Below are 21808 nucleotides of genomic sequence, written 5' to 3' on the forward strand. Positions count from 1 at the left end.
GGTTCTGGCTGCCCGGCCGCGCCCGGGAGAACGTGTACGACATGACCGAAGCCACGCCGCAGTCCAAGAAGATCCTCGTCGTCAGCGCCCACCCCGAGGCCCGCTCCCTCAATGCCGCCCTCACCACCTTCGCGGTCGAGCGCCTGCGCGGCGCGGGGCACGAGGTCCGGCAGTCCGACCTCTACGCGATGAAGTGGAAGGCCGCGCTCGACGCCGACGACTTCCCGGAGCACGGTCCGGACGAGCGGCTGCACGTGATGGGCGCCTCGGAGCGGGCCACGCTGGCGGGGCGGCTGTCGCCGGACATCGCGGCGGAGCAGGAGAAGGTGCTCTGGTCGGACGCCGTGATCCTGCAGTTCCCGCTCTGGTGGTTCTCGGTGCCCGCGATCCTGAAGGGCTGGATCGACCGGGTCTTCACCGCCGGGTTCGGCTACGGCCCGGCCGTCCCTCCCCCCTACGGCGAGGGCAGCGTCCTGGCGGGCCGGCGCGCCCTGCTGTCGGTGACGGCGGGTGCCCGGGAGACCTCGCTCCTGGACCGCGGCATCCACGGGCGGCTGGCGGACGTCCTCCACCCGGTGCAGCACGGCCTGTTCTGGTTCACCGGCATGGCACCGCTGGAGCCGTTCGCGGTGTTCGGCGCGAACGACCTGCCCGAGGAGCCGTTCGCGGCGGCGAAGCGGGAGTACGGCCGGCGGCTCGACGGGCTCTTCACGGACGAGCCCGTCCCGTTCCGGTCGCTCGTCGGGGGCGACTACGGCCGCGACATGCGGCTGCTGCCGGGCGTGGAGGCCCCGGGGACGGCCGGGCCGGACCTCCACGTCCGTCCGCGCGGCTGAGCACGCGGGCCGCCGGCCCGGTCCGACCCGTGCGGTGTGGCGCCGCTCTCAGATCGTCTGTACGCGTAGTGGCGCCCGCCGACCGGTCCGTGACGGGCCCGGACGGGCCGCCGGTGAGTGCGCTCACACACGAACGACCGCCACGACGGGCGGTAGTGGTCCCCGGGAGACCGACCCGGCACGCCGCCTGCGGCAGGCATTTGCCGAGGTCGGCGGGCACACCGGAGGCAGCCGCGGCAGCCCCTTCGAATCCACGGCACAGCCCCCTGCTACGACGATGGATCGTAGTCAGGGGGTCTTGGCGACGGCCGATCCGGTCTGGCAACAATGGCTCAGTCGTCAGCCGCACCGGCACCTGTCCCGCCGGACGCGGCTTACTGCCGAGTCACGCCCCGCGACCGCTTCGGCCCCTGTCCGGCCAACGGTCGAGGCGGGGCGTGACACCGGCCCAACCCGATTGAGGTCTTCTCCTTCATGCCCGCTTTCAAGCTCCGTATGCGCACTTCTGCTGCTCTTCTTGCCGGCGCCGCCGGTCTGACCGCCCTGGGCGCCGGCCTGGTGCCCGCCACCGCCTCGGCCGCGACCGTCTCCCCGCAGGCCATCGCCGCCCAGATCGTGCCGGCCGGCCAGCTCGCCTCGTTCAACCAGATCATCAGCCACGAGTCCAGCTGGAACGTGACCGCGACCAACCCCAGCTCGGGCGCGTACGGCCTGGCCCAGGCCCTGCCGGGCTCGAAGATGGCCTCCGCCGGTGCGGACTGGAAGACCAACCCGAAGACCCAGATCAAGTGGGCGCTGGACTACATGAACACCCGCTACGGCAGCCCGAACGCCGCCTGGTCGTTCTGGCAGACCCACCACTGGTACTAAGCCGCGAGTTCACCGGACTCCTGACGCGCCGCGCCACCGGGCCGACCGGCCGGTGCGCCGCCGGGGCTCCGGCTGCCGCAGCCAGACCACTGTCCCCCCTCACCCCGGGGATCGGACAGGGATCACCGGGGTGACCGAGAGGGCCCGTGCACGCGCGATCCGCGTGCACGGGCCCTCTCGCCCGTTTCCGGGCCGACCCGGACCGCGGGCCCTCGGACGTGTCCGGAACTCCGGCCACCACCCGGCGCCCGACCACCCGGGCATCAGGCGCCGCCCGGGCGTCAGGCGCCGTCCGGTCCCTCCAGGCCGAGCAGCGCGCGCATCCGGCGGTACTTGGCGGCCAGCCGCTCGGCCGTCGGGGCGTCCAGGGTGGCCAGCCGGGCCGGACTGGAGTTGTGGGCGAGGTCGGCCCGCTTGACCAGGAGGGCACCGGGGGTCGCCAGGATGCGGGCCGCGTACTCCTCCGGGGGCTCGCCCGGGCGCTTGGTGAGGGCGTCGACGATCGCCTTGGTGCGGTCGGACAGCGCGGCGGCCGCGAGCCACTCGCGGGTCAGCACGTCGTCCTCGATCGCGTCGTGCAGCCAGCCCGCCGCGATCTGCTCCTCGCCGCCGCCGCGCTCCGCCGCACCGTGCGCCACCGCGGCGAGGTGCTCGCTGTAGGGGTGGCCGTTCTTGTCGACCTGCCCCTCGTGGGCGCGCCGCGCGATCTGCTCCACCTCGGCCAGGCTCAGGTTCTCCACCGGGCCATGGTAGGCCGCGGGCCCGCGCGGGACGCCCGCCCGACCCGGCCGGGCGGGCGTCTGGTTGACTGCGGCGGTGCCGGGAGACCCCCGGCGCGGCCCGCCCACCGGACACCCCGGACCACCCCGAGGACCCATGCCCAGCCTGCACCCGCTGCTCTCCGGATTCGCCCCGATCTGGGCCCTCATCGGGGCCGGGTACCTCGTCGGCCGCAGCGGACTGCTCGGGCCGCAGGCCGGGTCGGTCCTGAGCCGGTTCAGCTTCCACCTGGCCATGCCCGCAGCGCTGTTCCTGATGATCGCCCGGACTCCGCTGAACCGGTTCGCCAACCCGTCGATGCTGGCCTTCGCCGCCGGGACGGCGCTCGCCGCCGGCCTCGGCCTGCTGGCCGCCCACCGGATCTTCGGCCGGGGGCTCGCCGAGGGAACGATCGGCGGCATGGCCTCCGGGTACGTCAACTCCGCCAACCTCGGCATCCCGGTGGCCCTGCAGGTGCTCGGCGACGCCTCCTTCGTCGGGCCGGTGGTGCTGTTCCAGACCCTGCTGGTCACACCGATCGTGCTGACCGTGCTGGACACCGGTGACGCGGGCCGCCGGGCCGCGCTCACCCTGCCGGTGCGCAACCCCATCCTGCTGGCGGTCGCGCTCGGCGCCGTGGTCTCCGCCACCGGCTGGCACCCGCCCGCCGAACTGGCCAGGTCCTGCGAACTGCTCGGCGGCGCGGGCGTGCCGACCGCCCTGGTGGCGCTCGGCATGTCGCTGCACGGCCGCCCGGCCGCCACCGGCACCGCCCGGTACGCGGAGGTCGGGGTGACGGTCGTGCTCAAGACGCTGATACAGCCGCTGGCGGCGTTCGCCGTCGGGGCCGGCCTGCTCCACCTGCCACCCCATCAACTGCTCACCGTCGTGCTGTTCTCCGCCCTCCCGACCGCCCAGAACGTGTTCGTCTACGCCGGCCAGTACGGGCACGGCACCGCGCTCGCGCGGGACTCGATGCTCTGCTCCACCCTGGTCTCGATGGCGACGCTGTCCCTCGTCACCTGGACACTGGGCCCCGCCTGAGCCGGCCCGCCCGACCGGCGCGGGCCCGGTCCGGGCGGCCCGGCCGGGTGCAGATCCGACACAAACCCTCCCGACCTGTACGAGACGCGTGCGACCGGGCGGAAAACATCGCCACCCGAACGGCGCGGTGCAATGCTGGCGAGCATGACTCACGCCAACCGTCCACCCATGGTCAAGCGTCAGTGTCCCGCCGTCGTCACGCTCCCGCAGACAGATGTGGAGCACTTCAACAACCTCCCGCACGCCGCCTTCATGATGGAGCAGCACCTGCGGTGCGAGCTCGTCGCCGGGCACGCGAGCACCCACTCCGCCCTGGTCCAGGGCGTCGGCAACGACCTGCACTGGGCCTCCTGGCCCGTGTACACGGTCGAGTTGGCCCCGCGCTGCCCCGCCGAGGCCGGACTGAAGGGGCCGGACCACATCAGGGAGCCCGACATCTGCCTGCTCCGCGAGGGCCACCCGGGGGACCACTACGGAGAGAGCTGGTTCTGAGCCCCCCGAAGCCCCCGAAGCGCTCCCCCCGGTCGCCCCGCGCCGGCCCCCCGGACGACGACCGACTCGCCTCCGCACCCCGGTCACTCCTCCCGGGCGGTGGCCACCACCTCGGTCATGGCCAGCAGGAACCGCCGGGCCGTCGCCAGCTCCGCCGCGTCGAACCGGCCCATGGCGGCCACCAGATCGGCGATCAGCCCGCCGAAGAAGGCCTGCCCGAGGTCCATCGCCCGCTCCTCGACCACCAGCCGGACCTTGCGGCGGTCCCCGGGGTCGCGCTCACGGCGGATCAGGCCGAGCCGCTCCAGGCGGTCGACCAGGCCGGTGGTGCCCGCCGAGTTCAGCCGCAGCGCCTCACCGAGGCGGCCCGGTGTGACCACCGCCCCGGCGCGGGCGGCGTCCAGCAGGTGGATCAGCGCCCGCAGGTCGGTCGGGTGCAGGCCGTGGCGGCCGGCGAACTCCGAACCGAACAGGTCGAGTTCGACGGTCAGCCCGCGCAGTAGATGGATCAGCCGCATCGGCTCCTCCGGTTCGTCCACCCTGTCGTCCTTCCTCTCCGGGTCTCGTGGGACTATTCTCTCGCTCAGCGAGATTATTGTTCAGCGAGCCATTTTGCCACCCGTCGGAGGGCAGCACGATGTCGGCACACAGCTCACGCTCCCCGCAGGGCACTCCGACCGCCGACGCGGCCGGGGCCGCCCTCGGGGCGTTCCTCGCCGCCTACGACGCCGTGCTGGCCCGCTGGCCCGTCCCCGTCGAGCCGCTCACCGTCCGGACGCCGCACGGCACCACCCGGGTCAACGCCTGCGGTCCCCGCGACGGGCGGCCGCTGGTCCTGCTCCACGGCGGCGGCGCCACCTCCACGGGCTGGCTGGACACCGTCGAGGCGCTCACCGCGGCCGGGCACCGCGTCCTCGCCGTCGACCTGATCGGCGACCCGGGGCGCAGCCGCCACGACGGCGACCCGCTCGGCGGCGTGCCCGGCCTGCTGGGCTGGCTGGACGCGGTGCTCGACCGGCTCGACGTGCCCGAGGCCGACTTCTGCGGCCACTCGTACGGCGGGTGGATCGCCCTGGAGTACGCCCTGCACGCCCCGGCCCGGGTCGGCCGGCTCGCCCTGCTCGATCCGACCCAGTGCTTCGCCGGCTTCCGGCCCGGCTACCTGCTGCGCGCCCTGCCGCTCTTCCTGCCGCCCCGCACGGCCGGCCGGGCCCGCTCCTACCTGGACTGGGAGAGCCGCGGCAGCGGCCTCGACGCCGGCTGGCGCGAGGTCCACGCCCTCGGCCACGCCGGCTTCCCGGCCTCCCGGGTGGTCACCGGACCGCGCCCGACGCGACTGCGGCTGCGCACTCTCGGTGCGCCGACGCTGGTCCTGCTGGCCGAGCGCAGCCGCGCCCACGACGCCGGGCGGGTGGCCTCGGCGGCCCGCAGCGCCCTGCCCGACGCCACCGTCGCCGTCCTGCCCGGGCTCTCCCACCACAACCTGCTCACGGCCCGGCCCGCCGAACTCACCGGCCCCCTCACGGCCTTCCTCTCCGGCGGGGCGTGACCTCCACGGCGCCGGGTCGGGCCCCGCCGGGCCGTTGCCGCTGGACGGTGGACGGTGGACGGTGGCTCAGTAGATCAGGTAGCCCGGCCGGTGGCCCTCGTCCTCGATCTCTCCGGTCGCCTGGGCCCGCAGCTTGCGGGACAGCGCCTCCAGCGCGCGCGAGGCCGCGACCTCCTCGCCGATCCGGGCGAGCGGACGGTCCTCCGCGCTCTTGAGCGCCTCGCCGTGGGCGCTCAGGCCCGGCGCCCTGGCGCCGGTCAGCCTCGCGTCGCATCCCGTGTGCACGCCGTCTTCCTCGAAGCTCAGCTCCACATCCCACTGGTTGTGCATGCCACACCTCCTGGCGCTGCCCCCGTCGCCCTTGCTCAGGCCGGCACGGATGCGGACCCCGTGGCGGCTTGCTCACACCAGCGTGCGCCCCCGGCGCCCACGGCGGCAAGCGCGGCCGGTGCGGGGCCGGACGGCGGCAGGCCCGGGGCCGCAGCGCGACGGGCGCGGGCCGGACGGCGGCAGGCGCGGGGCCGCAGCGCAACGGGCGCGGGCCGCACCGCGACGGCGCGGGACTGGAAAGGCCCGGGGCGGCCCGCGTCCCCGGCGGTCGGGGCAACGCCCCGGCGGTACGCTGGCGAGAGCGCGCCGCGACCGCCGTCGAACCACGGACCGCCGGTCCGGCGCGGGCAGCGACGTCCGGGTGGTCCCTTCGTGGTGGTCTTCCTTCTCGCACTGAGCGCCGCCTGCTGCCTGGGCCTCGGATTCGTCCTCCAGCAGCACGCGGCACAGCGTGCGCCGCGTGCCGATCTGCTGCGCTGGCGGCTGCTGCTGGACCTGCTGCGGATGCCCGAGTGGCTGCTCGGCACCGGCTTCATGGTCGGCGGCCTGATCCTCTCCGCGCTCGCCCTCAACCAGGGCGAGGTCTCGCTGGTCGAACCGCTGCTCGCCACCAACCTGCTGTTCGCGATGGCGCTCTCCCGGGTGCTGACCCGGCAGAGCCTCGGCCGGTCCGGCTGGGCCGGAGTCCTGCTGCTCGGGCTCGGCGTGACGGCCTTCATCGTGGCCGGCCGCCCCACCGGGGGCGGCGCACCGGCCGGGGAGCTGCGGCACTGGCTGGTGGTCGGCACGGTGGTCGGGCTGACGCTGCTGCTGGTCTCCATGGCCCGCCGGCTGCCGCTGTTCGAGGAGGCCACCCTGCTCGCCCTGGCCGCGGGCCTGCTCTACGGCCTCCAGGACGCACTCACCCGCACGACGACCCAGCGCCTCGACCACGACGGGCTGGACGCCGTCCTGCGCAGCTGGCAGCCGTACGCCGTGGTGGCCGCGGGCGTGGTCGGACTGCTGCTGGTGCAGAGCGCGTTCGAGGCGGCCCCGCTGCGGATGTCCCTGCCCGCGCTGACGGCGGCCCAGCCGATCACCGGGATCGTCTGCGCGGTGGGCTTCCTCGGCGACCGCCTGCGGGTCACCCCCGGCGCCCTGGCCTGGGAGGCGGCGGGGCTGGTGGCCGTCGTCGTCGGAGTGGTGGTGATCGGGCGTCATCCCGCCATGCCCGGCAGCGGCCGTGAGGTCGCGGCGAGCGCCGACGGGCTCCCCGACGACCGGGTCGGCGCGGCCGGCGGGCCCGCTGCGGACGGCTCTGACGACTCCGACTCCGGCGGCCCGGACTGCGACGACCCGGCCGGCGACCCCGACGGCCCCGACGGCGGCCCCGACAGCGCCGGCTCCCGGTAGCCGGCGCGACGACGGAACGGCGGGCGGCCCATGTGCTGGAGCGCGCAGGCGGACCTCGTCGCCGGCGGGGTGGTGTCGGGCATCGGCGTCCTCTGCCTGGTCCGGACCCACCGCGCCGGACGGCCCGAGAGCGGCTGCCGCTCGCGGCCCTGCCCCTCGTCCTGGGCGCGCACCAGCTGATCGAGGCCGCCGTCTGGCTCGGCACCGAGGGCGACCTCCCCGCCGGGCCGGCCGGGTGGGCCCGCACCGCCTGGGCCGTGATCGCGCTGCCGCTGCTGCCCGTACTGGTCCCGGTGGGTGTCCGGGCCGCCGGCGCCTGCTCCTGGCCTTCGTCCTGCTCGGCCTGCTCGTCGCCGTCCCGCTCGCCGTGGCCGTCGCGACCCGCCCGGTGACCGCCACCGCGCACGGCCACACCCTCGGCTACGCCGTCGGCATCCCCCACCCGGCCCTCCTATTGACCGGCTACCTCGTGGCGACCGTCGGCTCGCTGCTCCTCAGCGGTGACCGCCTGCTGCGCCGGCTCGGCCTGCTCACCGGGGCGGGCGCGCTGCTCTGCGCGCTGCTCTGGCGGCTGGCCTTCGTCTCGACCTGGTGTGCCCTGGCCGCCCTGGCCAGCCTGCTCCTGCTGCATTGGACCGCCCGTCCGCCCCGGGACGGGGCACCGGCCGGCGGCCGCGCGCCGGGGCCACCGGCAGCGCTCTGACCCGCCGGCCCGACCGCGCCGCCGCGCCCCGCCCCAACCTGCCCCGGGCTCACAGCAGCGCCTCCGGCGGCATCCGGTGGACGCCCGGGAGCCGGTTGTCGAGCTCGCCGGGCTCGAAGCGGCACATCCCGACCGCGTGCCAGAACTCGCCCACGACGTCGCCCTCGTACTTGTAGGCGCCGGACGGCAGCAGCGCCGCCCAGCCGTCGGGCGCCCCGAGCAGGGTCGCGCGGGCCGTGGGCGCACCGGTGGCGGGGACGTCCCACAGCCGCACCGTGCCGTCCTCGCCGCCGCCGGCCAGCAGCGAGCCGTCCGGGCTGAAGGTCACCGCCAGGATCCGGCCGGTGTGCCCGCGCAGCCGGCCGAGGTCCTGGCCGGTGCGAGGGTCCCAGAGCCGGACCACCCGGTCGTCCCCCGCCGTGGCGAACAGCGCCCGCCGGGGGTGCACGGCCGCCGTCCAGAGCCGGCCGGCATGGCCGGTCAGCCGGTGCTCGATGCCACCGTCGGCCCAGACCACGGCGTCGCCGTCCCAGGAGGCGCTGGCCAGCCAGGAGCCGTCGGGGGCGAACGAGACGCTGTACACCCGGTCGCGGTGCCCGTCGAGGCGGGCCTCGATCCGGCCGGTGCCGATGTCCCAGATCCGGACCGTGCTGTCGTCGCAGCCGGTGGCCAGCCGGCGCCCGTCCGCGCTGAACGCTATCGAGCGGACCCGGCCCCGGTGCTCCCGCAGGGTGGCGACGTGCGCGCCGGTGCTGCGGTACCAGATGCGGACGGTGTCGTCATCGTTGGCGGTGGCCACGAAGACGCCGTCCGCGCTGAACGCCTCCGCCCAGACGTGCTCCGTCTCGACGTCCATCTCCCGCAGGTACTCACCGGTCAGCGCGTTCCACAGGTAGAGGTCGCCGTCGTTGCTGGCGGTGGCCAGGACCGGCCCCTGCGGGCTGAACTCCGCCGAGACCAGCCGGCTGCTGCGGCCCGAGAGCTCCCTGATCCGCCGGCCCGTGGCGGGCTCCCAGAGCCGGACCACGCCGTCGTTGCCGCCGGCCGCCAGCACGGTGGCGTCCCCGCTGAAGGAGAGCGAGCCGATCCGGCGCCCGTGGCCGCGCAGCAGTTGGCGGCTGCGCCCGGAGGCAGGGTCCCAGAGCCGGACGGCGCCGTCGTTGCCGCCGGTCACCAGCAGCGGGTCCGCCTCCGCCCCGGCCGGTCCGGTGCCGGGGCGGAACCGGCAGGCCCAGACCGAGCCCCGGTGCTCGGGGGGCTGGCGGCGCAGGGCCGTCACCTCGCGCCCGCCGCGGGCGGCCGACCCGACCCGCCAGACCCGGACCACGCCGTCGCTGTCCCCGGCGGCGAGCCGGCCGCCGTCGGCGTCGAAGGCGACCTGGTACACCGCGCCGGTGCAGCCCTCCAGCCGGCCGGCCGCCGTGCCGTCGAGCGGGTTCCAGAGCCGGATCTGGCCCGCCGTGTCGCCACTGGCGAGCAGGTCCCCGTCGGGGTGGAAGGCGAGCGTGTAGACCCGGCCGCCGTGCCCGTCGAAGGTGTGGAGCAGCCGTCGCGCCGCGACGTCCCAGAGCCGGACGGCCCCGCCCGGGGCGTCCGGGCCGGCACCCCCCGCGGCGTCCGCGCCCGCGTCGCCGGTGGCCAGCAGCGTCCCGTCCGGGCTGAACCGGGCCCGGAACACGGACCCCCGGTGCCCCGGGAGTTCGGCGACCCGGCGCCCGGTCGCGGTGTCCCACAGGCGCACGCCACCGGCCCGGTCACCGGTGACCAGCAGAGCGCCGTCCGGGCTGAACCCGGTCGTGTAGACGGGTGCGGCGTGCCCGGTCAGCCGGCGCAGCGGCTCGCCCGTGGCGGTGTCCCAGAGGGTGACCGTCCCCTCGGCGTCGCCGGTGGCGAGCAGCGCGCCCGCCGGCCCCAGCGACACCGGCCAGACACCGCCCGGGTGGACGTCGAGCCGGTGCAGGCACTCCCCGGAGACCTGGTCCCAGAGCCGGACCGTGCCGTCGGCGCTGCCGGTGGCCAGCACCGTCCCGGCGAACTTCACCGCGTAGACCCGGCCGATGTGGTCCTTGAGGGTGCGCAGGGCGACCCCGGTGACCGCGTCGCAGACCAGCACGCTGCCGTCGGCGCTGCCCACCGCGAGCAGCTGGCCGTCGGCGCTGAAGGCGACCGGCTCGGGCAGCCGGGTCGTCCGCACGTCGAAGCCGTACGGCACGCCGACCTCCGAGGGCCGGAAGCCGGCCTCGACGGGCAGGCCGGGGGCGATCGCCGCCGCGCGCAGTTCGGGGGCGGCCAGCACCTCGTCGTCGGTGACGGCGGAGATCAGGGCGGCCCGCTGCCAGCGGCTGCCCCGCAGCCGGGCGCCGCGCAGATCCGTCCCGACCAGCCGGGCGCCCCGCAGGTCCGCTCCGGAGAGGTCGGCGCCGGAGAGGTCCGCCGCGTCGAGACGGGCACCGGCGAGCCGGGCGCCGCGCAGCGAGGCGCCGGCCAGGTTGGCACCTAGCAGCCGGGCGTCGGTGAGGTCGGCCTGGCCGAGGTCGACACCGGAGAGGTCCCGGTGGGAGAGGTCCTCGCCGGCCAGCACGGCGCCGCGCAGGTCGGTGTGGGCGGGCACCCGCAGCCGGGCCAGTACCTTGACGGCGTTGATCCGCGCGGTCGCGTCCGCGTCGGCGGCCCCGTCCAGGACGCCCTGGGCCCACTCCTGGCAGGCCTGGTGGTCGGCGAGGTCGCAGAGGAACTCGACCGCCAGCCGGCTGAGCGGGCGCCGGGAGAGCAGCTCCGCATCCCCCCGCCCGAGCGAGGCCGCCGCCGCCCGGGCGACCAGCCATTCGACCACGGAGCCGTGGATGAACTGGAACACGCCCTCGTCGGACCGGACGAGCAGACTGCCCGATCCCACCGCGTGCGCGACCTGCGGCGCGGGCAGGCGGCTCCCGGCCAGGCCGGTCAGCACACCGGAGAGGTCCAGCAGCTCGTCGTACGCGACGGCGGTGCGGCTGCTCTCCCACAGCCGCACCGCGAGCGCGGTGACGGCCTCCCAGAGCTGGTCCAGGCCGAGGCCCGGCGCGGCGCCCGGGCCGCCCTGACCGCGCCGCTCCTCGAACTCCAGCCAGGCGGTGAAGACCTCCTGGTAGAGACCGGCGGCACTGAGCGCCCGGCCGGCTCCGGCGACGGCCCGCAACCGGTCGTGGTCGAGGTCGGCGACGAAGCTCAGCAACCGGGGGTTGCGGCAGAGCGCGAGCAGATCGGGGATGGCCTCCAGCAGCCGCATCCGGCGCTCGGCCGCGGCCTCGTCGCCGTAGCGGTTGGCCAGGTAGCCGCGGATCTGGCCGGTGGTGAAGTCCTGGACGGCGATCAGCCGCCGCTGCGGGAGCAGGCCGACCCGCTCGCCGAGCGCGGTGAGCACCTGCTCCTGGGAGCTGAAGTGCTGGGTGCGGCTGCTCACCACGATCTTGGCGCTGTCCACGGCGGCGTCCAGCAGCACCTGGAGGTGGTCGGCGGCGCGCTCGTAGCTGACGCGGTTCAGCAACTCGTCGAAGCCGTCGAACAGGAGGACCACGCGCCCCTGCCGGAGCATGTAGCGGAAGGCCCGGAGGTCGAGGGTGTCGACACCGTGGGCCGTCAGGTGCGCCGCCACCAGACCGTCGAAGGAGTGCGCCTTGTCCAGTGCACTGAGATCGATGAACAGCGGCGTCAGGTGCGGGAGTTCGGCGGGGATGCGGCGGGCCAGCTCGCGCAGGGCGAAGGTCTTCCCGTGCCCGAAGTCGCCCAGCAGCAGCAGGAACCGGCCGTGGTCGGAGTCCAGCAGCCGGAGCATCTCGTCGACCAGGCCCTCGCGTTCCTCCCCACCGGGGCGCTCGGCGTCCCGGTAGCGCTGCGGCAGGTAGAGGCCCGGCTGGTACTGGCCGTCGGCGGCCAGCCGCGCGGTCTGCGCCGTGACGTGGTCGCGGAGGTCCAGCAGGCCCTGGAACTCGATGAAGCTGCGCAGCCGGACGCCGCGCCGCCGGGCCCGGTCCCGCAACTCGCGCGGTGGCGGCGGGCCGTCGTGGACGAGTTCGGCGTCCGGGGCGGTACCGGTGGCGTGCACCTCGTCGACGAAGCGGTCGACGTCCTCGGCGGTGGGCGTGTGCGCACAGGCCGCTACCCGCAACTGCCGGACGAACCCCGACTCGCTCCAGGTGACGAAGAGCTGGGGCGGCGATCCGGCGACGGAACGGATCTGGGCGCCCTGGTGCCGCGTCCGGCAGACCTCGGCGACCCTGGCCAGCAGGGTGTCGAGCGGGGACGGCAGCTCCCGGGTCTCCCGCTCGGCCGCGGCGGGCGGCGGGGCGGTGTCCGCCGACGACGGGAGCGCGGGGTCGGCGGCCGCCTCGGGCGGCGGCGGGAAGGCCCGGTGGGCCCGCCGCCAGGCGGCCGCCGTCCGCCGGGGCCCGGTGCCCGGTCCGGCCCAGTGGGTGAGGCCCTCACGGGTGAGCTGCAACAGCTGGTGCGCGCCGGGCGCGGCGGCGCCGACGACGCTCAGCTCGCCGGCGGAGGTGGGCAGGGCCTGGAGCGGCGTGCGGCTGTCGGCCGGGCCGTGCATCAGCAGATGCAGCCGGGGTGCGGTCAGCCGGGCGAAGCGGTCGACGTCCCGGAGCGGCTCGGCGTCCTGGCCCGCCCGGGCCGACCGGGCGCCCGCCGGCCGGGCGGTGACCGGGTGCCGGACTCCCCCGATCCGCAGCCAACCGTCGTTCTCGTACGGGCGCAGCGCCTGGGCGAACCAGGCGGCCTGCTCGGGGCCGAGCCAGCCGTACCGGTCGTCGGCCCGATGGCTGTGGGCCATCGAGGAGTTCAGGCCGGCGACGACCGTCCCGAGCTCGGGGACGGGGAAGAGCGTCCAGGGCTGGTCGCTGTCGAAGACCACGTCCAGCCCCTGGTAGAACTCCTGGAACAGCCGGGCGTAGTGCCGCCACTTGGGCCAGTACGGCGGGGTGGGCCGCAGTTCGTCCGCCTCGCAGGTGGCGAAGTAGGCGCGGGAGGCCGCCTGGCTGACGTCCCGGCCGCCGGGGACGATCGCCACCCGGTGCGGTTCCAGTCCGAGCAGGGCGCGCATGCCGGTCAGGAAGGCGAGTGCCTGCTCGCACTCGCGGGGGCTGCCGGAGGCGGTCAGGTCCCCGGTGACGACGACCAGTTCGGGCGCCGGGGCGCCGGCGTCGGCGAGCTCGACCAAGTCCCCCCAGACGGCGGCCTGGAGGTCCACGGGATCGTTGCCACGGCCGAAGGACGGGCCCGCCAGGTGCAGCACCGTGACCGACTCGCGCCCGCCCGCGCGGCCGGCCGCCGGCGGGTAGTCGGGCTGCACGGAGGGCCTGCGCCGGCCGGACCGCCCCGTCCCGCCGACCGGCCCCAGCAGCTGTGCCTGCGCCTGTGCCTGCGCGTGTTCCTGCGCCGGGGCTTGGTCGTCCCGCGCCCGGACGGCGGACGGACCGGCCGCGACGCCGCCCGGATAACCCGGCCGCAGCTCCGGCCGGGCCCGGCCGTCCATCGCCTGGCCGACCCTGGTGAGCAGCAGCTGCCGGGCCCGCGCGGGCTCGGTGACGCCCACCAGGTCGATGTAGGTCAGGGTGGCGAGCAGGCCGTCCACCGGGATGTCCTCGATCCGGACGGTCAGCAGCCGGCGGTCCGGAGCGTCCGGATCGGCGCGCAGGGCCGCCTGCCACTCCATCCGCCCGTACCGCGAGCGCTCGTAGTTGCTCGAGAGCAGCGCGATGACGGCGGCGGACTCGGTGACGCCCCGGTCCATGAAGTCGACGAAGTTGGTCCCCGGGACGAAGTCCCACGCCTGCAGGAAGGCCCGGTAGCCCGCGTCCTCCAAGGTCCAGGCGATCCAGGCCGCCCACCGTTCGTCGGCCGGCGAGTAGCTGATGAAGAAGTCGATCGGCCCGGGGCCGCCCGGGTTCACGTCAAATGCCCCCATGGAGCAAGCTTATGGCCGATCGGCGGTGTCCGACCCCGGTTCGGTCGGACACTCGACCAACCACCGCTCGTATGCGACCCTGACCACCGTGCTTGCCTACTGGCCCACCGTCAAGCGGCTGCATCCACTGGACTGGGTGGCTGCGCTGCTACTCGCGTGCGGGTTGCTCTTCCTCGCCACCGGACTGCTCCCGACAGCCTCCGCCGAGGCCGCGGTCTCCCGGATCGCACCCCTGCTCGCCTTCCTCGGCACGGTCATCGTGCTCGCCGAGCTCACCAGCGCAGCCGAGGTGTTCGACGTCCTGGCGGCAGGTGTGGCCCGGACCGCCCGGGGCAGCTACCCGGCGCTGTTCCTGCTCTGCGTGGCGCTGGCCTCCGTCACCACGATCACCCTCAACCTGGACACCACCGCCGTGCTGCTCACCCCGGTGATGCTGGCCCTCGCCTCGCGGGTGGGCATCGCCCCCCTCCCGCTGGCCATGACCACAGTCTGGCTGGCCAACACCGCGAGCCTGCTGCTGCCGGTGTCGAACCTGACCAACCTGCTGGCCGCCGAGCGGGTCGCCCTCTCCCCGGCCGGACTGGCCCGGGTCATGTGGGCGCCCCAGCTGGCCGCCGGCCTGGTCACCATGGCCTGCCTCTGGGGGTTCTACTGGCGGCGCGGCCGGCGCGGCGCGGTCGACTACCGGCCGCCGCCGGCCCACCGCCCGGCGGACCGGGTGCTGTTCAGGATCTGCGCGCTGACCTGCGCCGGGTTCCTGCTCGCGAGCCTGCTGGCCGACCTCCCGCTCTGGGTCGCCTCGGGAGCGGCTGCCCTGGTGGCGGTGGTGGCGTTCGCCGTACGGCGGCCCGAGGCGCTGCGGACCTCGCTGGTGCCGTGGCGGTTGCTGGTGATGGTGCCGGGGATGTTCCTGGTGGTGCAGACCGTCGACGCCCACGGGCTGCACCGGGTGCTCGCCGCGGCGATCGGGACGGACGGCGGGGTGCTCGGGATGTTCCGGGCCTCGGCGGTGGGCGGGGGCCTGTCGAACCTGCTCAACAACCTGCCCGTCTACCTGGCCGGTGAGGCCGCCGTGCCGGCCGCCAACCACCAGCAGCTGCTCGCCCTGCTGATCGGCACCAACATCGGCCCCCTCGTGACGCCCTGGGCCTCGCTGGCCACCCTGCTCTGGTACGAGCGGTGCCGGTCGGCCGGCCTTCGGGTGCCGCTGCGCAGCGTCGCCGCGACCAGCGCCGTGCTGGCCGTCGGCGGCGTCGCGCTGGCCACCGCGGCGCTCGTCTTGACGGCGTGACGGCAAGGTGGCGGACCTCGCGCCCCCTCGTCAGCCGCTCGCCGCTGACGAGGCCCTGGCCACCAGGTCCAGCAGGTACGGCATCACCCCCGGCCGCCCCGCGACGAAGCTCCGCGCGGTGTCGGGTTGCCCGATCCGCCGGCTGAACCGGCCGCCGTCCAACCGGCGGATCACCACGCCCGCCTCCGCCGCGAGCAGGCACCCGGCCGGCAGGTCGATCTCCTCCGGCAGGTAACCGACGAAGCCGTCGATGTCCCCCCTGGCCAGCATCGACCAGGCGAGGAGCGGCGCCCACAGCTGCAACAGCCGTCGGGATCCGGACTCCAGCTCCGCCTTCAGCGCCCGGAGCACCCGGTCACCGGCCGCGACGCCGTGCCCCTGGGTCCACGCGAGCACCGGGCCGGCCCCGGCGACCGCACCCGCCGAGCGGGCCGCACCGGCCGTGTCGCACAACCGCCCCTGCGGACCGAAGGCACCGGCGCCGGCGATCGCCCACCACGTCCGGCCGAGCACCGGGTCGTGCACGACTCCCACGACCGGCTCGTCGTCCACGCAGAGCGCGATGCCCACCACGTAGGCCGGCAGCCCGATCACCACGTTGTTGCTGCCGTCGAGCGGATCCACCAGCCAGGTGCGGCCCGACGCCGGGCCGCCCGACCGCCCGTCCGTCACGCCGCCCTCCTCGGCGACGATCCGGTCGCCGGGGAAGCACTCCGCGAGCCGTCTGGTCACCAGGGCCTCGGCCAGCAGGTCGAGTTCGGTGACCACGTCACCGTCCTCACCCTTCGGGCAGACCCCGAAGGCGTCCTGGAAGCGGGACCGCAGCAGCGCCCCCGCCTCCTCGGCGGCCTTCACCGCGACGCGGCACTCGAACGCGAACGCGGGGGCGCCGTCACGCGGCCTGATCGGGTCCACTGATCCTCCTCGCTGCCTCTCCGGCGATCCGAGCCGTCTGGGCGGCATCGCACAACCGGCGCACCACCCGGCGGGCGGGCCCGTCGACGGGCCCCAGTACGACATCCACCGACCCGGGTACGGACCGCCCCAGCACCACGGTGGCCGCCGGCGCGGCTCCGGCGAGGAGCGTCGCGTGGAACTCCCCGGCCGCCAGGGTGTACGTCTCGCCGCGCGCGCTGCGCTGTTCGCCGACCGGCTCCCAGCGCACCAACCGCGAGGTCGGCCGGATCTCGTCCGTGCCCGCGCGGCTGTGCACCTCGAACGCGCGGTGCGTCGGCCGCCGCGGCTGGTCGAGCACCCGGGCCTTCAGGTTGCCGACCCGCCCGTACAGCACACGGCTCTTCAACTCCCAGCTGTGGCAGTGGATCTCCGGCGGGTTCGCCGACCGGCGAGGATCCTGCGCGACCGGCCCGAACACGTGCACGCAGACCCCGCACTCGCCCTCGCGCAGGACGGGCAGGCAGTAGAAGCCGAGCGGGTGGGCCACCGCGCGCAGGGGCCTCGTGCCCGAGGCGATCTCCGCCAGGATCCCGACGACCAGCCCGTCGAGCCCGGCCGGCTCCTCCGGACCGACCGGTTCCTCCGGGCCGACGCGTTCCTCCGGCCGACCGGGTTCTTCCGGCCCGCCCTGCCTGTTCGGCCCGCCCGGCCTACTCGGCTCATCCGGCCTACTCGGCTCATCCGGCCTGTTCGGCTCATCCGGTGCGGGCGAGGCCGCGGCCCACCCGGTGGCCCGGTCGAGTCTCGTGAAGAGGTCCATCGTCTCCCTCCTCCGGCGGCTACCTGCGGTAGGGGTTCTCCGCGTGCAGCGCCCTGTCGATGATGTCGCCGACGTCGCGGTCCGAGAAGGCCGCGGGCAAGGGGATGCGGAGCTGCTCGAAGAGCCGCCTCGCCTCGTCGACGGTGGGGTCCTCGCCGAGCGGCTCCGTGTCCCGCAGGTCGAGCTTGAGCGCCTGCTCCCGGTAGTGGTGCAGCTCGGTGACGTAGTAGTCGTAGAGCGGGCGCCCGCGCTCGATGTAGAGGCTGACCCGCCGGGGGTCGTCCTGGGTGATGATCAGGCACGACGCGGAGAGGTCGAAGCGCAGCGTCGGGACGACGGACGACAGGTGGACGTCGATCTCCAGGGTGTCGAGCCGCTGCCGGTACCACGAGGCGGCCAGCACGGTGGCGTACGACTCCTTGCGGGTGCGCTCGACACTCCAGGCGTCCTGCGCGACGGTGTCCTGCCGGCTTCCGAAGGTCTCGCGGAACCGTGAGTAGGCGGCACAGGCCCGTTCGTCACCCGGGTGCACGATATCGATCTTGACGGTGAGCGAACGGCGCCGACGCCGCGCCTCGCGTACGCACTCGGGCAGGGTCACGGCCCGCAGGTAGGTACCGGTACCGCCCTTGAACACCCACCGGTCGGTGTCCTGCCGGGCCCCTTCCAGGGCCCGTTCGAGATCCACACCGGCCAGCTCGCGCACCGAGGCCAGACTGTCCAGCGCCTGCCTCGCACCGGCCGTGGCCTCCCGGATGTCGGCGATCCGGCGCTTGCGCTCGGCCAGCGACCCGTACACCACCGCGGCCAGCACCAGCAGCGTGGCACCGGAGACGACGTTCTCCCCGAGCCCTCCCCCGAACAGGTCGAGCAATCCGACGGTCAGCGCCCCGCAGAACGCGACGACGCCGTCCGAGTTCCTGAACGCCCAGGCGATCGCGCCCTCCAGTCGCCGCCCGGGCCCCGAGCCCCCGTTCGCCACCCCGTACCCCCGTCCTTCGACCACCAACATGGTAGGTCCGCAGCACAGTTGACGACCAGGCAGTTAGACGTCCGAACGGCGCACGGAGGGCGCCCTTCGAGCACGGAGGGCGCACGCCCGAGACGTTGACCCCGCCCGAACGGCGCGAACCACCACTTCCCCGGCGTCACGACCGCGAGTCACGACTGGGCGTCACCGTCGGCCCCGGCATGGACGGGGAGGCGGCGCAGCCGGACCAGGGTGAGCCAGGTCCGCGCATCGGGCTCCACATAGGCCGCCCGGACCGCGTACCGCCCGGCCACCAGGTCGATCCGCAGATGCTCCTCCTGGCGGCACTCTTCTCCCGTCCACGACGCGTCGAACAGCACCACCGACCCCGGCACCTGCCAGATCACCTCCGGCTCCCAGGCGGCGGCGAGCAGCGCCGCATCGGCACTGCCGAGCAGGGCCTCCTCGGACTCCGCCGCCGACCAGCGCACGAACACGCCCTGCTCCCGGAGCCAGGCCGTGGACGCCGGCTCGTCCGCCAGGACCAGCGCCTCGCTCGGCCCGACCGGAAGGACTCCGGTCAAGCCCTCGACGGCACAGGCCCTGTCGTAGTCAGCCACGGACTCGTCGCCGCCCGCCGATCCCGACCAGGCCGCGAGCACCGCCTCGGGGACGACGACCAGCGGGCCGCCCTGGGACTCCACCCACCTGACCGCTCCGGAAGCCTCATCCACCACCATGCGCGGACCCTACCGACAGGGGGTGACGGTCCACCCCGGCACTCGGCTCCTCGACACTCGATGGCGCCTGCGCCGACTCCGACGACCGTACGGGCTCACGAGGGTCGGCCGCCGGACCGCGACCGCGCAGGCGGTCCATCTCGCGCCACTCCGGACGCAGGGCCGCCAGCGAGGTGGTGGCGAAGTACAGGCCGCCGCCCACCAGGAGCACGGGTATCAGGCCGGAGAGGGCCACCGCCGCACCGGCGAGGAGACCCCCGAGGGGGATGCCCGCCCAGGCCATGGAGTCACCGAGGGCACCGACGCGGCCCAGCAGGTGGCGGGGCACCCGCTCGAAGGTCACCGCCCCGAGGATCGGGTTGAGGAAGCCGGATCCGAAGCCGCCCACCGCGAAGACCGCGAGCACCACACCGATCGGCGCGTCCAGGGCGAGGACCAGGAACCTCGGCGCCCCGCAGAGCAGGAAGCCCGCGAAGAAGACCGCCCGGCGCGGGAGCCGGTGGGCGACGGCCGCCGCGATCAGGCTCCCCGCCACCGCCGCGATCCCCCAGGCACTGCCGGTCAGCCCGATGGCGGCCGGGCCACCGCCGGACTCCTGTGCCCAGAGCGGCACCAGGACCGTCAGGAAGCCCGCATCCAGCAGGTTGGTCACCGCGATCATGACGATCACGGTGAGCAGCAACGGCTCGCCGCGCAGGAAGGTGAAGCCCTCCCGGAACATCTGCCAGTAGCCGGCCGGCTCCTCCCGCTCGGCGCCCTTCACGGACCGTACGGACTGCTCGGAGTGCCGCGACAGCACGCCTCGGCCCATGCCCCGGGGCAGCGCGAACAGCACGACCAGCGCGCCCAGCCCGAAGGCGACCGCGTTCACCGTCAGGCCGGCCATCGGGCCCAGCAGCGCGATCAGCCCGCCGCCCACCGACGGGCCGACCGTCGAGGCCAGTCGCTCGGTGACACCCGAGAGCCCGGTGGCGCGCTCCAGCGGTACCCGGGCGTGGTCGGCCGCCTCGGGGACCATCACCTCCTTGGCCAAGTCCCCCGGGCCGCGCACCGCGCCGACCGTCGCGACCAACACCAGCAGCAGCCAGAACGGCAGCAGGCCCACACCGTGCAGCAGCGGTACCAGGCCCGCCGCGACGGCGCTCACCGTGTCCGTCGTCCAGGAGACGACGCGCGGGCCCAGCCGGTCGACGACCGGCCCCGTGAGCGCCTTGACCAGCACGTACGGCGCCATCTCGACGAAGGCGACCACGCCCGTCATGGTGGCGCTGCCGGTGGTGGCGAGGACGAACCAGGGCAGGGCGATGGCCGAGACCCGGGTGCCGGTGAGCGAGACGGCCATCGCCGACAGCACACCGACCAGTGGCCGGAGGCTGCGCGGGGCGGGGGCCGCCTCGGCGGCGGTCGGCGCCGTCATGACCGCACCCCCGGCCCCCCGGGCCCGTCCGCCGCCCCGGCCTGCTCCGCGCCGTCCGGAGCAGCGCCCCCCGGCGCGGCGTCGTCCTGCGCGGCGTCGTCCTGGTCGGCGGTCGCGGCGGGCTCGGGGAGCACCTGGACGACCACCGCCACCCGCTCGGCACCGGCCGGGGCACCCTCCGCGTCGAACTGCCGGTAGCGGCCGACGACGGCGGCCAGCTCCTCCGTCATGCTGCGGGCCTCCTCGGGGGTGAGCAGGACCGCCATGTCGCTGAGGTCGAGGGCGTGGCGCCAGGCTCGCGGCATGGTCTCGTACCCGTTCAGCGCACGCTGGGCGAGCAGCGTGTGCGCGGCGACGATGGACCGCAGGTAACCGAGGGCCGCCTCCGGCTGTTCGTCCGCCAGCTCCATGTCCGACCACACGGTGAGCTGGTGGACCGCCCGCCACCACCGCTCGCGGGCGTTGCCGCGCTCGGTGTCCTCCGCGACGAACCCGGCGGCCGCCAACTGGCGCAGGTGGTAGCTGGTCGCGCCCGACGTCAGCCCCATCTGCTCGGCCAGCCGCGTCGCGGTGGAGGGCCCGCCCCGGCGCAGCAGCCCGATCAGTTGCACGCGGACGGGGTGGGCCAGGGCCCGCAGGCCCTTGGCGTCGAGCACGACGTCACGCTGCGGGTCGGGACTGTGCGGCCACCGCTCTTCTTCGGTCATGGCAGCAGACTAGAACCGCAAAGACTTCTTCGCAAAGGGTTTTTGCGAAGAAGTCTTTGCGGTTCACCCGGGCCGCCCGGTCCGCCCGGTCCGACGGGTCCGCCGCCCCGGCCTCGTGCGCACAGCCCCCGGTCTCACCCGCACCCCCGGTCTCACTCGCGGGCGACCGCCAGGACCAGGACCACGGTGAGCCCACCACCCGGGGTCTGCTCCACCGCCAGGCGCCCGCCGGCCGCGCGGACCAGGCCGTCCACCGCCGGGCCGGCCGCACCGGCGGGGCGCAGGCCGGACAACAGCCACTGGCGCGCCTCCGGCAGCTCGCTCTGCCCGCGGTCCACCACCCGGAGCTCCACCCGGGCCCGGATCCCGCCCGGCCCCGCACTCGAACCCCTCGCACCCGACCCCGCCGCACCCGACCCCGCCGCACCCGCCGGCCCCTGCGGGGCATCCGTCACGTCCGCGCGCACCAGCACCCTGGCTCCCCACGGGCTGCGCCGGATCGCATGATCGATCAGCCCGGCCAGTGCCGACTCCAGCCGCCGGGCGTCCGCGACCACCACCGGCAGACCGACCGGTATTCGGACCGCCACCTGTCCCGCCCGGCCGCCGCCGCGCAGCACCCGCTGAACCACGTCGGCCACCTGGACGTGCGGCGCCCGCGGACCGCAGCCCTCCGCCCGGTCCGTCCAGTGCACCCGCTCCAGTTCCGGGCGGGTGAGTTCGCGCGGTCCGGCCATCACACCGGGTCGCGGGCGCCCGGGCCCGCCGGCGGGGCCGAACCCCGCCACCTCGTCCGTACCGTTCACACCCCCGCCGGGACCCCCACCCCGGCCACTCCCGCCCGTACCGCCGAACGCACCGAACCCGCCGAGCGCCCGGGCGCCCGACGCGACGTAGCCCCAGAGCTTCCCGCGTGCCATCGCCCTGCCCCTCGTACCTCACCGATCACCGCCGCCAGCCGCGCGGCGGACCGGAGTGGGCCGCGATCCGGGCCCCTTCCGCCAAGCCTGCGCCCCGGCCGCACGGGTGACAATCCGG

Annotated in this window: 19 protein-coding genes and 1 pseudogene; 9 read left to right on the plus strand and 11 right to left on the minus strand. The window is 75.3% G+C overall.

The features are described from left to right. Positions 1-41 precede the first annotated feature (41 nt). Both ACFVYI_RS11335 and ACFVYI_RS11340 read left to right on the plus strand, forming a co-directional pair. Positions 42-836, plus strand: coding sequence for an NAD(P)H-dependent oxidoreductase (locus ACFVYI_RS11335; RefSeq protein WP_387883552.1), 795 nt, complete (start codon positions 42-44; stop codon positions 834-836). 495 nt (positions 837-1331) lie between these two features. Then, positions 1332-1706: a transglycosylase SLT domain-containing protein gene (locus ACFVYI_RS11340; RefSeq protein ID WP_360638928.1), complete on the plus strand. Its 375-nt coding sequence runs from the start codon at positions 1332-1334 to the stop codon at positions 1704-1706. Positions 1707-1987: 281 nt separating this feature from the next. Here the strand turns inward: ACFVYI_RS11340 and ACFVYI_RS11345 are convergent, their stop codons facing one another. Beyond that, on the minus strand, positions 1988-2446 hold the full coding sequence (locus ACFVYI_RS11345) for an HD domain-containing protein (RefSeq protein WP_387883554.1): 459 nt from the start codon (positions 2444-2446) through the stop codon (positions 1988-1990). A gap of 136 nt (positions 2447-2582) precedes the next feature. Here ACFVYI_RS11345 and ACFVYI_RS11350 point away from each other — a divergent pair, with 136 nt between their 5' ends. Further along, positions 2583-3509, plus strand: a complete 927-nt coding sequence (locus ACFVYI_RS11350) for an AEC family transporter (protein WP_387883556.1) — start codon at positions 2583-2585, stop codon at positions 3507-3509. Between the two features lie 168 nt (positions 3510-3677). Next, entirely contained in the window at positions 3678-4001 is a 324-nt protein-coding gene (locus tag ACFVYI_RS11355) for a hypothetical protein (RefSeq protein ID WP_387883557.1), read from the plus strand. 83 nt (positions 4002-4084) lie between these two features. Here the strand turns inward: ACFVYI_RS11355 and ACFVYI_RS11360 are convergent, their stop codons facing one another. After that, a complete protein-coding gene (locus ACFVYI_RS11360; protein ID WP_387883691.1) occupies positions 4085-4519 on the minus strand; it encodes a MarR family winged helix-turn-helix transcriptional regulator in 435 nt (144 codons plus the stop codon). A gap of 119 nt (positions 4520-4638) precedes the next feature. Between ACFVYI_RS11360 and ACFVYI_RS11365 the strand changes: the two genes are divergently transcribed. Continuing rightward, on the plus strand, positions 4639-5550 hold the full coding sequence (locus ACFVYI_RS11365; RefSeq protein ID WP_387883559.1) for an alpha/beta fold hydrolase: 912 nt from the start codon (positions 4639-4641) through the stop codon (positions 5548-5550). Between the two features lie 66 nt (positions 5551-5616). Here the strand turns inward: ACFVYI_RS11365 and ACFVYI_RS11370 are convergent, their stop codons facing one another. After that, entirely contained in the window at positions 5617-5880 is a 264-nt protein-coding gene (locus ACFVYI_RS11370) for a dsRBD fold-containing protein (protein WP_387883562.1), read from the minus strand. Between the two features lie 372 nt (positions 5881-6252). On the opposite strand from ACFVYI_RS11370, the gene ACFVYI_RS11375 reads away from it, so the two are divergent. The 3 genes and pseudogenes from ACFVYI_RS11375 (at position 6253) to ACFVYI_RS11385 (ending at position 7975) form a co-directional block, all read left to right on the plus strand. Beyond that, positions 6253-7272 carry a DMT family transporter gene (locus ACFVYI_RS11375; RefSeq protein WP_387883564.1) on the plus strand — a complete coding sequence of 340 codons (1020 nt, stop codon included), beginning with the start codon at positions 6253-6255 and terminating at the stop codon, positions 7270-7272. Between the two features lie 30 nt (positions 7273-7302). After that, positions 7303-7452, plus strand: a complete 150-nt coding sequence (locus ACFVYI_RS11380; protein WP_387883567.1) for a DUF6629 family protein — start codon at positions 7303-7305, stop codon at positions 7450-7452. Further along, positions 7452-7975, plus strand: a pseudogene (locus ACFVYI_RS11385) (DUF6629 family protein). Before ACFVYI_RS11380 ends, ACFVYI_RS11385 begins: the two are co-directional and overlap by 1 nt. A 49-nt stretch (positions 7976-8024) precedes the next feature. Here ACFVYI_RS11385 and ACFVYI_RS11390 read toward each other — a convergent pair. Then, the gene (locus tag ACFVYI_RS11390; protein ID WP_387883569.1) at positions 8025-13928 is read right to left on the minus strand and encodes a TIR domain-containing protein; all 5904 of its coding nucleotides are present in this window, start codon (positions 13926-13928) and stop codon (positions 8025-8027) included. Here ACFVYI_RS11390 and ACFVYI_RS11395 point away from each other — a divergent pair. Next, entirely contained in the window at positions 13927-15219 is a 1293-nt protein-coding gene (locus ACFVYI_RS11395; protein ID WP_387883571.1) for an SLC13 family permease, read from the plus strand. The genes ACFVYI_RS11390 and ACFVYI_RS11395 overlap by 2 nt on opposite strands. A 30-nt stretch (positions 15220-15249) precedes the next feature. On the opposite strand, the gene ACFVYI_RS11400 is transcribed toward ACFVYI_RS11395, so the two are convergent. The 7 genes from ACFVYI_RS11400 to ACFVYI_RS11430 all read right to left on the minus strand — a co-directional run bounded on the left by ACFVYI_RS11400 (position 15250) and on the right by ACFVYI_RS11430 (position 21690). Next, positions 15250-16134: an inositol monophosphatase family protein gene (locus tag ACFVYI_RS11400; RefSeq protein WP_387883573.1), complete on the minus strand. Its 885-nt coding sequence runs from the start codon at positions 16132-16134 to the stop codon at positions 15250-15252. After that, the gene (locus ACFVYI_RS11405; protein WP_387883576.1) at positions 16112-16936 is read right to left on the minus strand and encodes a hypothetical protein; all 825 of its coding nucleotides are present in this window, start codon (positions 16934-16936) and stop codon (positions 16112-16114) included. Before ACFVYI_RS11405 ends, ACFVYI_RS11400 begins: the two co-directional genes overlap by 23 nt. 19 nt (positions 16937-16955) lie before the next feature. After that, complete coding sequence (locus tag ACFVYI_RS11410) at positions 16956-17942, minus strand: hypothetical protein (protein WP_387883579.1); 987 nt, start codon at positions 17940-17942, stop codon at positions 16956-16958. Positions 17943-18097: 155 nt separating this feature from the next. Further along, a complete protein-coding gene (locus ACFVYI_RS11415) occupies positions 18098-18646 on the minus strand; it encodes an Imm21 family immunity protein (RefSeq protein ID WP_387883581.1) in 549 nt (182 codons plus the stop codon). Continuing rightward, a complete protein-coding gene (locus ACFVYI_RS11420; protein WP_387883584.1) occupies positions 18633-20063 on the minus strand; it encodes an MFS transporter in 1431 nt (476 codons plus the stop codon). Before ACFVYI_RS11420 ends, ACFVYI_RS11415 begins: the two co-directional genes overlap by 14 nt. Then, the gene (locus ACFVYI_RS11425; protein WP_387883586.1) at positions 20060-20770 is read right to left on the minus strand and encodes an ArsR/SmtB family transcription factor; all 711 of its coding nucleotides are present in this window, start codon (positions 20768-20770) and stop codon (positions 20060-20062) included. The genes ACFVYI_RS11420 and ACFVYI_RS11425 overlap by 4 nt, the downstream gene beginning before the upstream one ends. 152 nt (positions 20771-20922) lie before the next feature. Further along, positions 20923-21690, minus strand: coding sequence for a hypothetical protein (locus ACFVYI_RS11430; protein WP_387883589.1), 768 nt, complete (start codon positions 21688-21690; stop codon positions 20923-20925). Positions 21691-21808: the final 118 nt, after the last annotated feature.

It is taken from the genome of Kitasatospora sp. NPDC058218 (genome assembly GCF_042882445.1).
Taxonomy (GTDB): Bacteria; Actinomycetota; Actinomycetes; order Streptomycetales; family Streptomycetaceae; genus Kitasatospora.

Bases quoted from the DNA above. Each gene is read 5' to 3' on its own strand.
- ACFVYI_RS11335 (WP_387883552.1), top strand. From the start codon at position 42: ATGACCGAAGCCACGCCGCAGTCCAAGAAGATCCTCGTCGTCAGCGCC.
- ACFVYI_RS11340 (WP_360638928.1), top strand. From the start codon at position 1,332: ATGCGCACTTCTGCTGCTCTTCTTGCCGGCGCCGCCGGTCTGACCGCC.
- ACFVYI_RS11350 (WP_387883556.1), top strand. From the start codon at position 2,583: ATGCCCAGCCTGCACCCGCTGCTCTCCGGATTCGCCCCGATCTGGGCC.
- ACFVYI_RS11355 (WP_387883557.1), top strand. From the start codon at position 3,678: ATGGTCAAGCGTCAGTGTCCCGCCGTCGTCACGCTCCCGCAGACAGAT.
- ACFVYI_RS11360 (WP_387883691.1), bottom strand. From the start codon at position 4,519: ATGCGGCTGATCCATCTACTGCGCGGGCTGACCGTCGAACTCGACCTG.
- ACFVYI_RS11365 (WP_387883559.1), top strand. From the start codon at position 4,639: ATGTCGGCACACAGCTCACGCTCCCCGCAGGGCACTCCGACCGCCGAC.
- ACFVYI_RS11370 (WP_387883562.1), bottom strand. From the start codon at position 5,880: ATGCACAACCAGTGGGATGTGGAGCTGAGCTTCGAGGAAGACGGCGTG.
- ACFVYI_RS11380 (WP_387883567.1), top strand. From the start codon at position 7,303: ATGTGCTGGAGCGCGCAGGCGGACCTCGTCGCCGGCGGGGTGGTGTCG.
- ACFVYI_RS11395 (WP_387883571.1), top strand. From the start codon at position 13,927: ATGGAGCAAGCTTATGGCCGATCGGCGGTGTCCGACCCCGGTTCGGTC.
- ACFVYI_RS11390 (WP_387883569.1), bottom strand. From the start codon at position 13,928: ATGGGGGCATTTGACGTGAACCCGGGCGGCCCCGGGCCGATCGACTTC.
- ACFVYI_RS11405 (WP_387883576.1), bottom strand. From the start codon at position 16,936: ATGGACCTCTTCACGAGACTCGACCGGGCCACCGGGTGGGCCGCGGCC.
- ACFVYI_RS11415 (WP_387883581.1), bottom strand. From the start codon at position 18,646: ATGGTGGTGGATGAGGCTTCCGGAGCGGTCAGGTGGGTGGAGTCCCAG.
- ACFVYI_RS11420 (WP_387883584.1), bottom strand. From the start codon at position 20,063: ATGACGGCGCCGACCGCCGCCGAGGCGGCCCCCGCCCCGCGCAGCCTC.
- ACFVYI_RS11425 (WP_387883586.1), bottom strand. From the start codon at position 20,770: ATGACCGAAGAAGAGCGGTGGCCGCACAGTCCCGACCCGCAGCGTGAC.
- ACFVYI_RS11430 (WP_387883589.1), bottom strand. From the start codon at position 21,690: ATGGCACGCGGGAAGCTCTGGGGCTACGTCGCGTCGGGCGCCCGGGCG.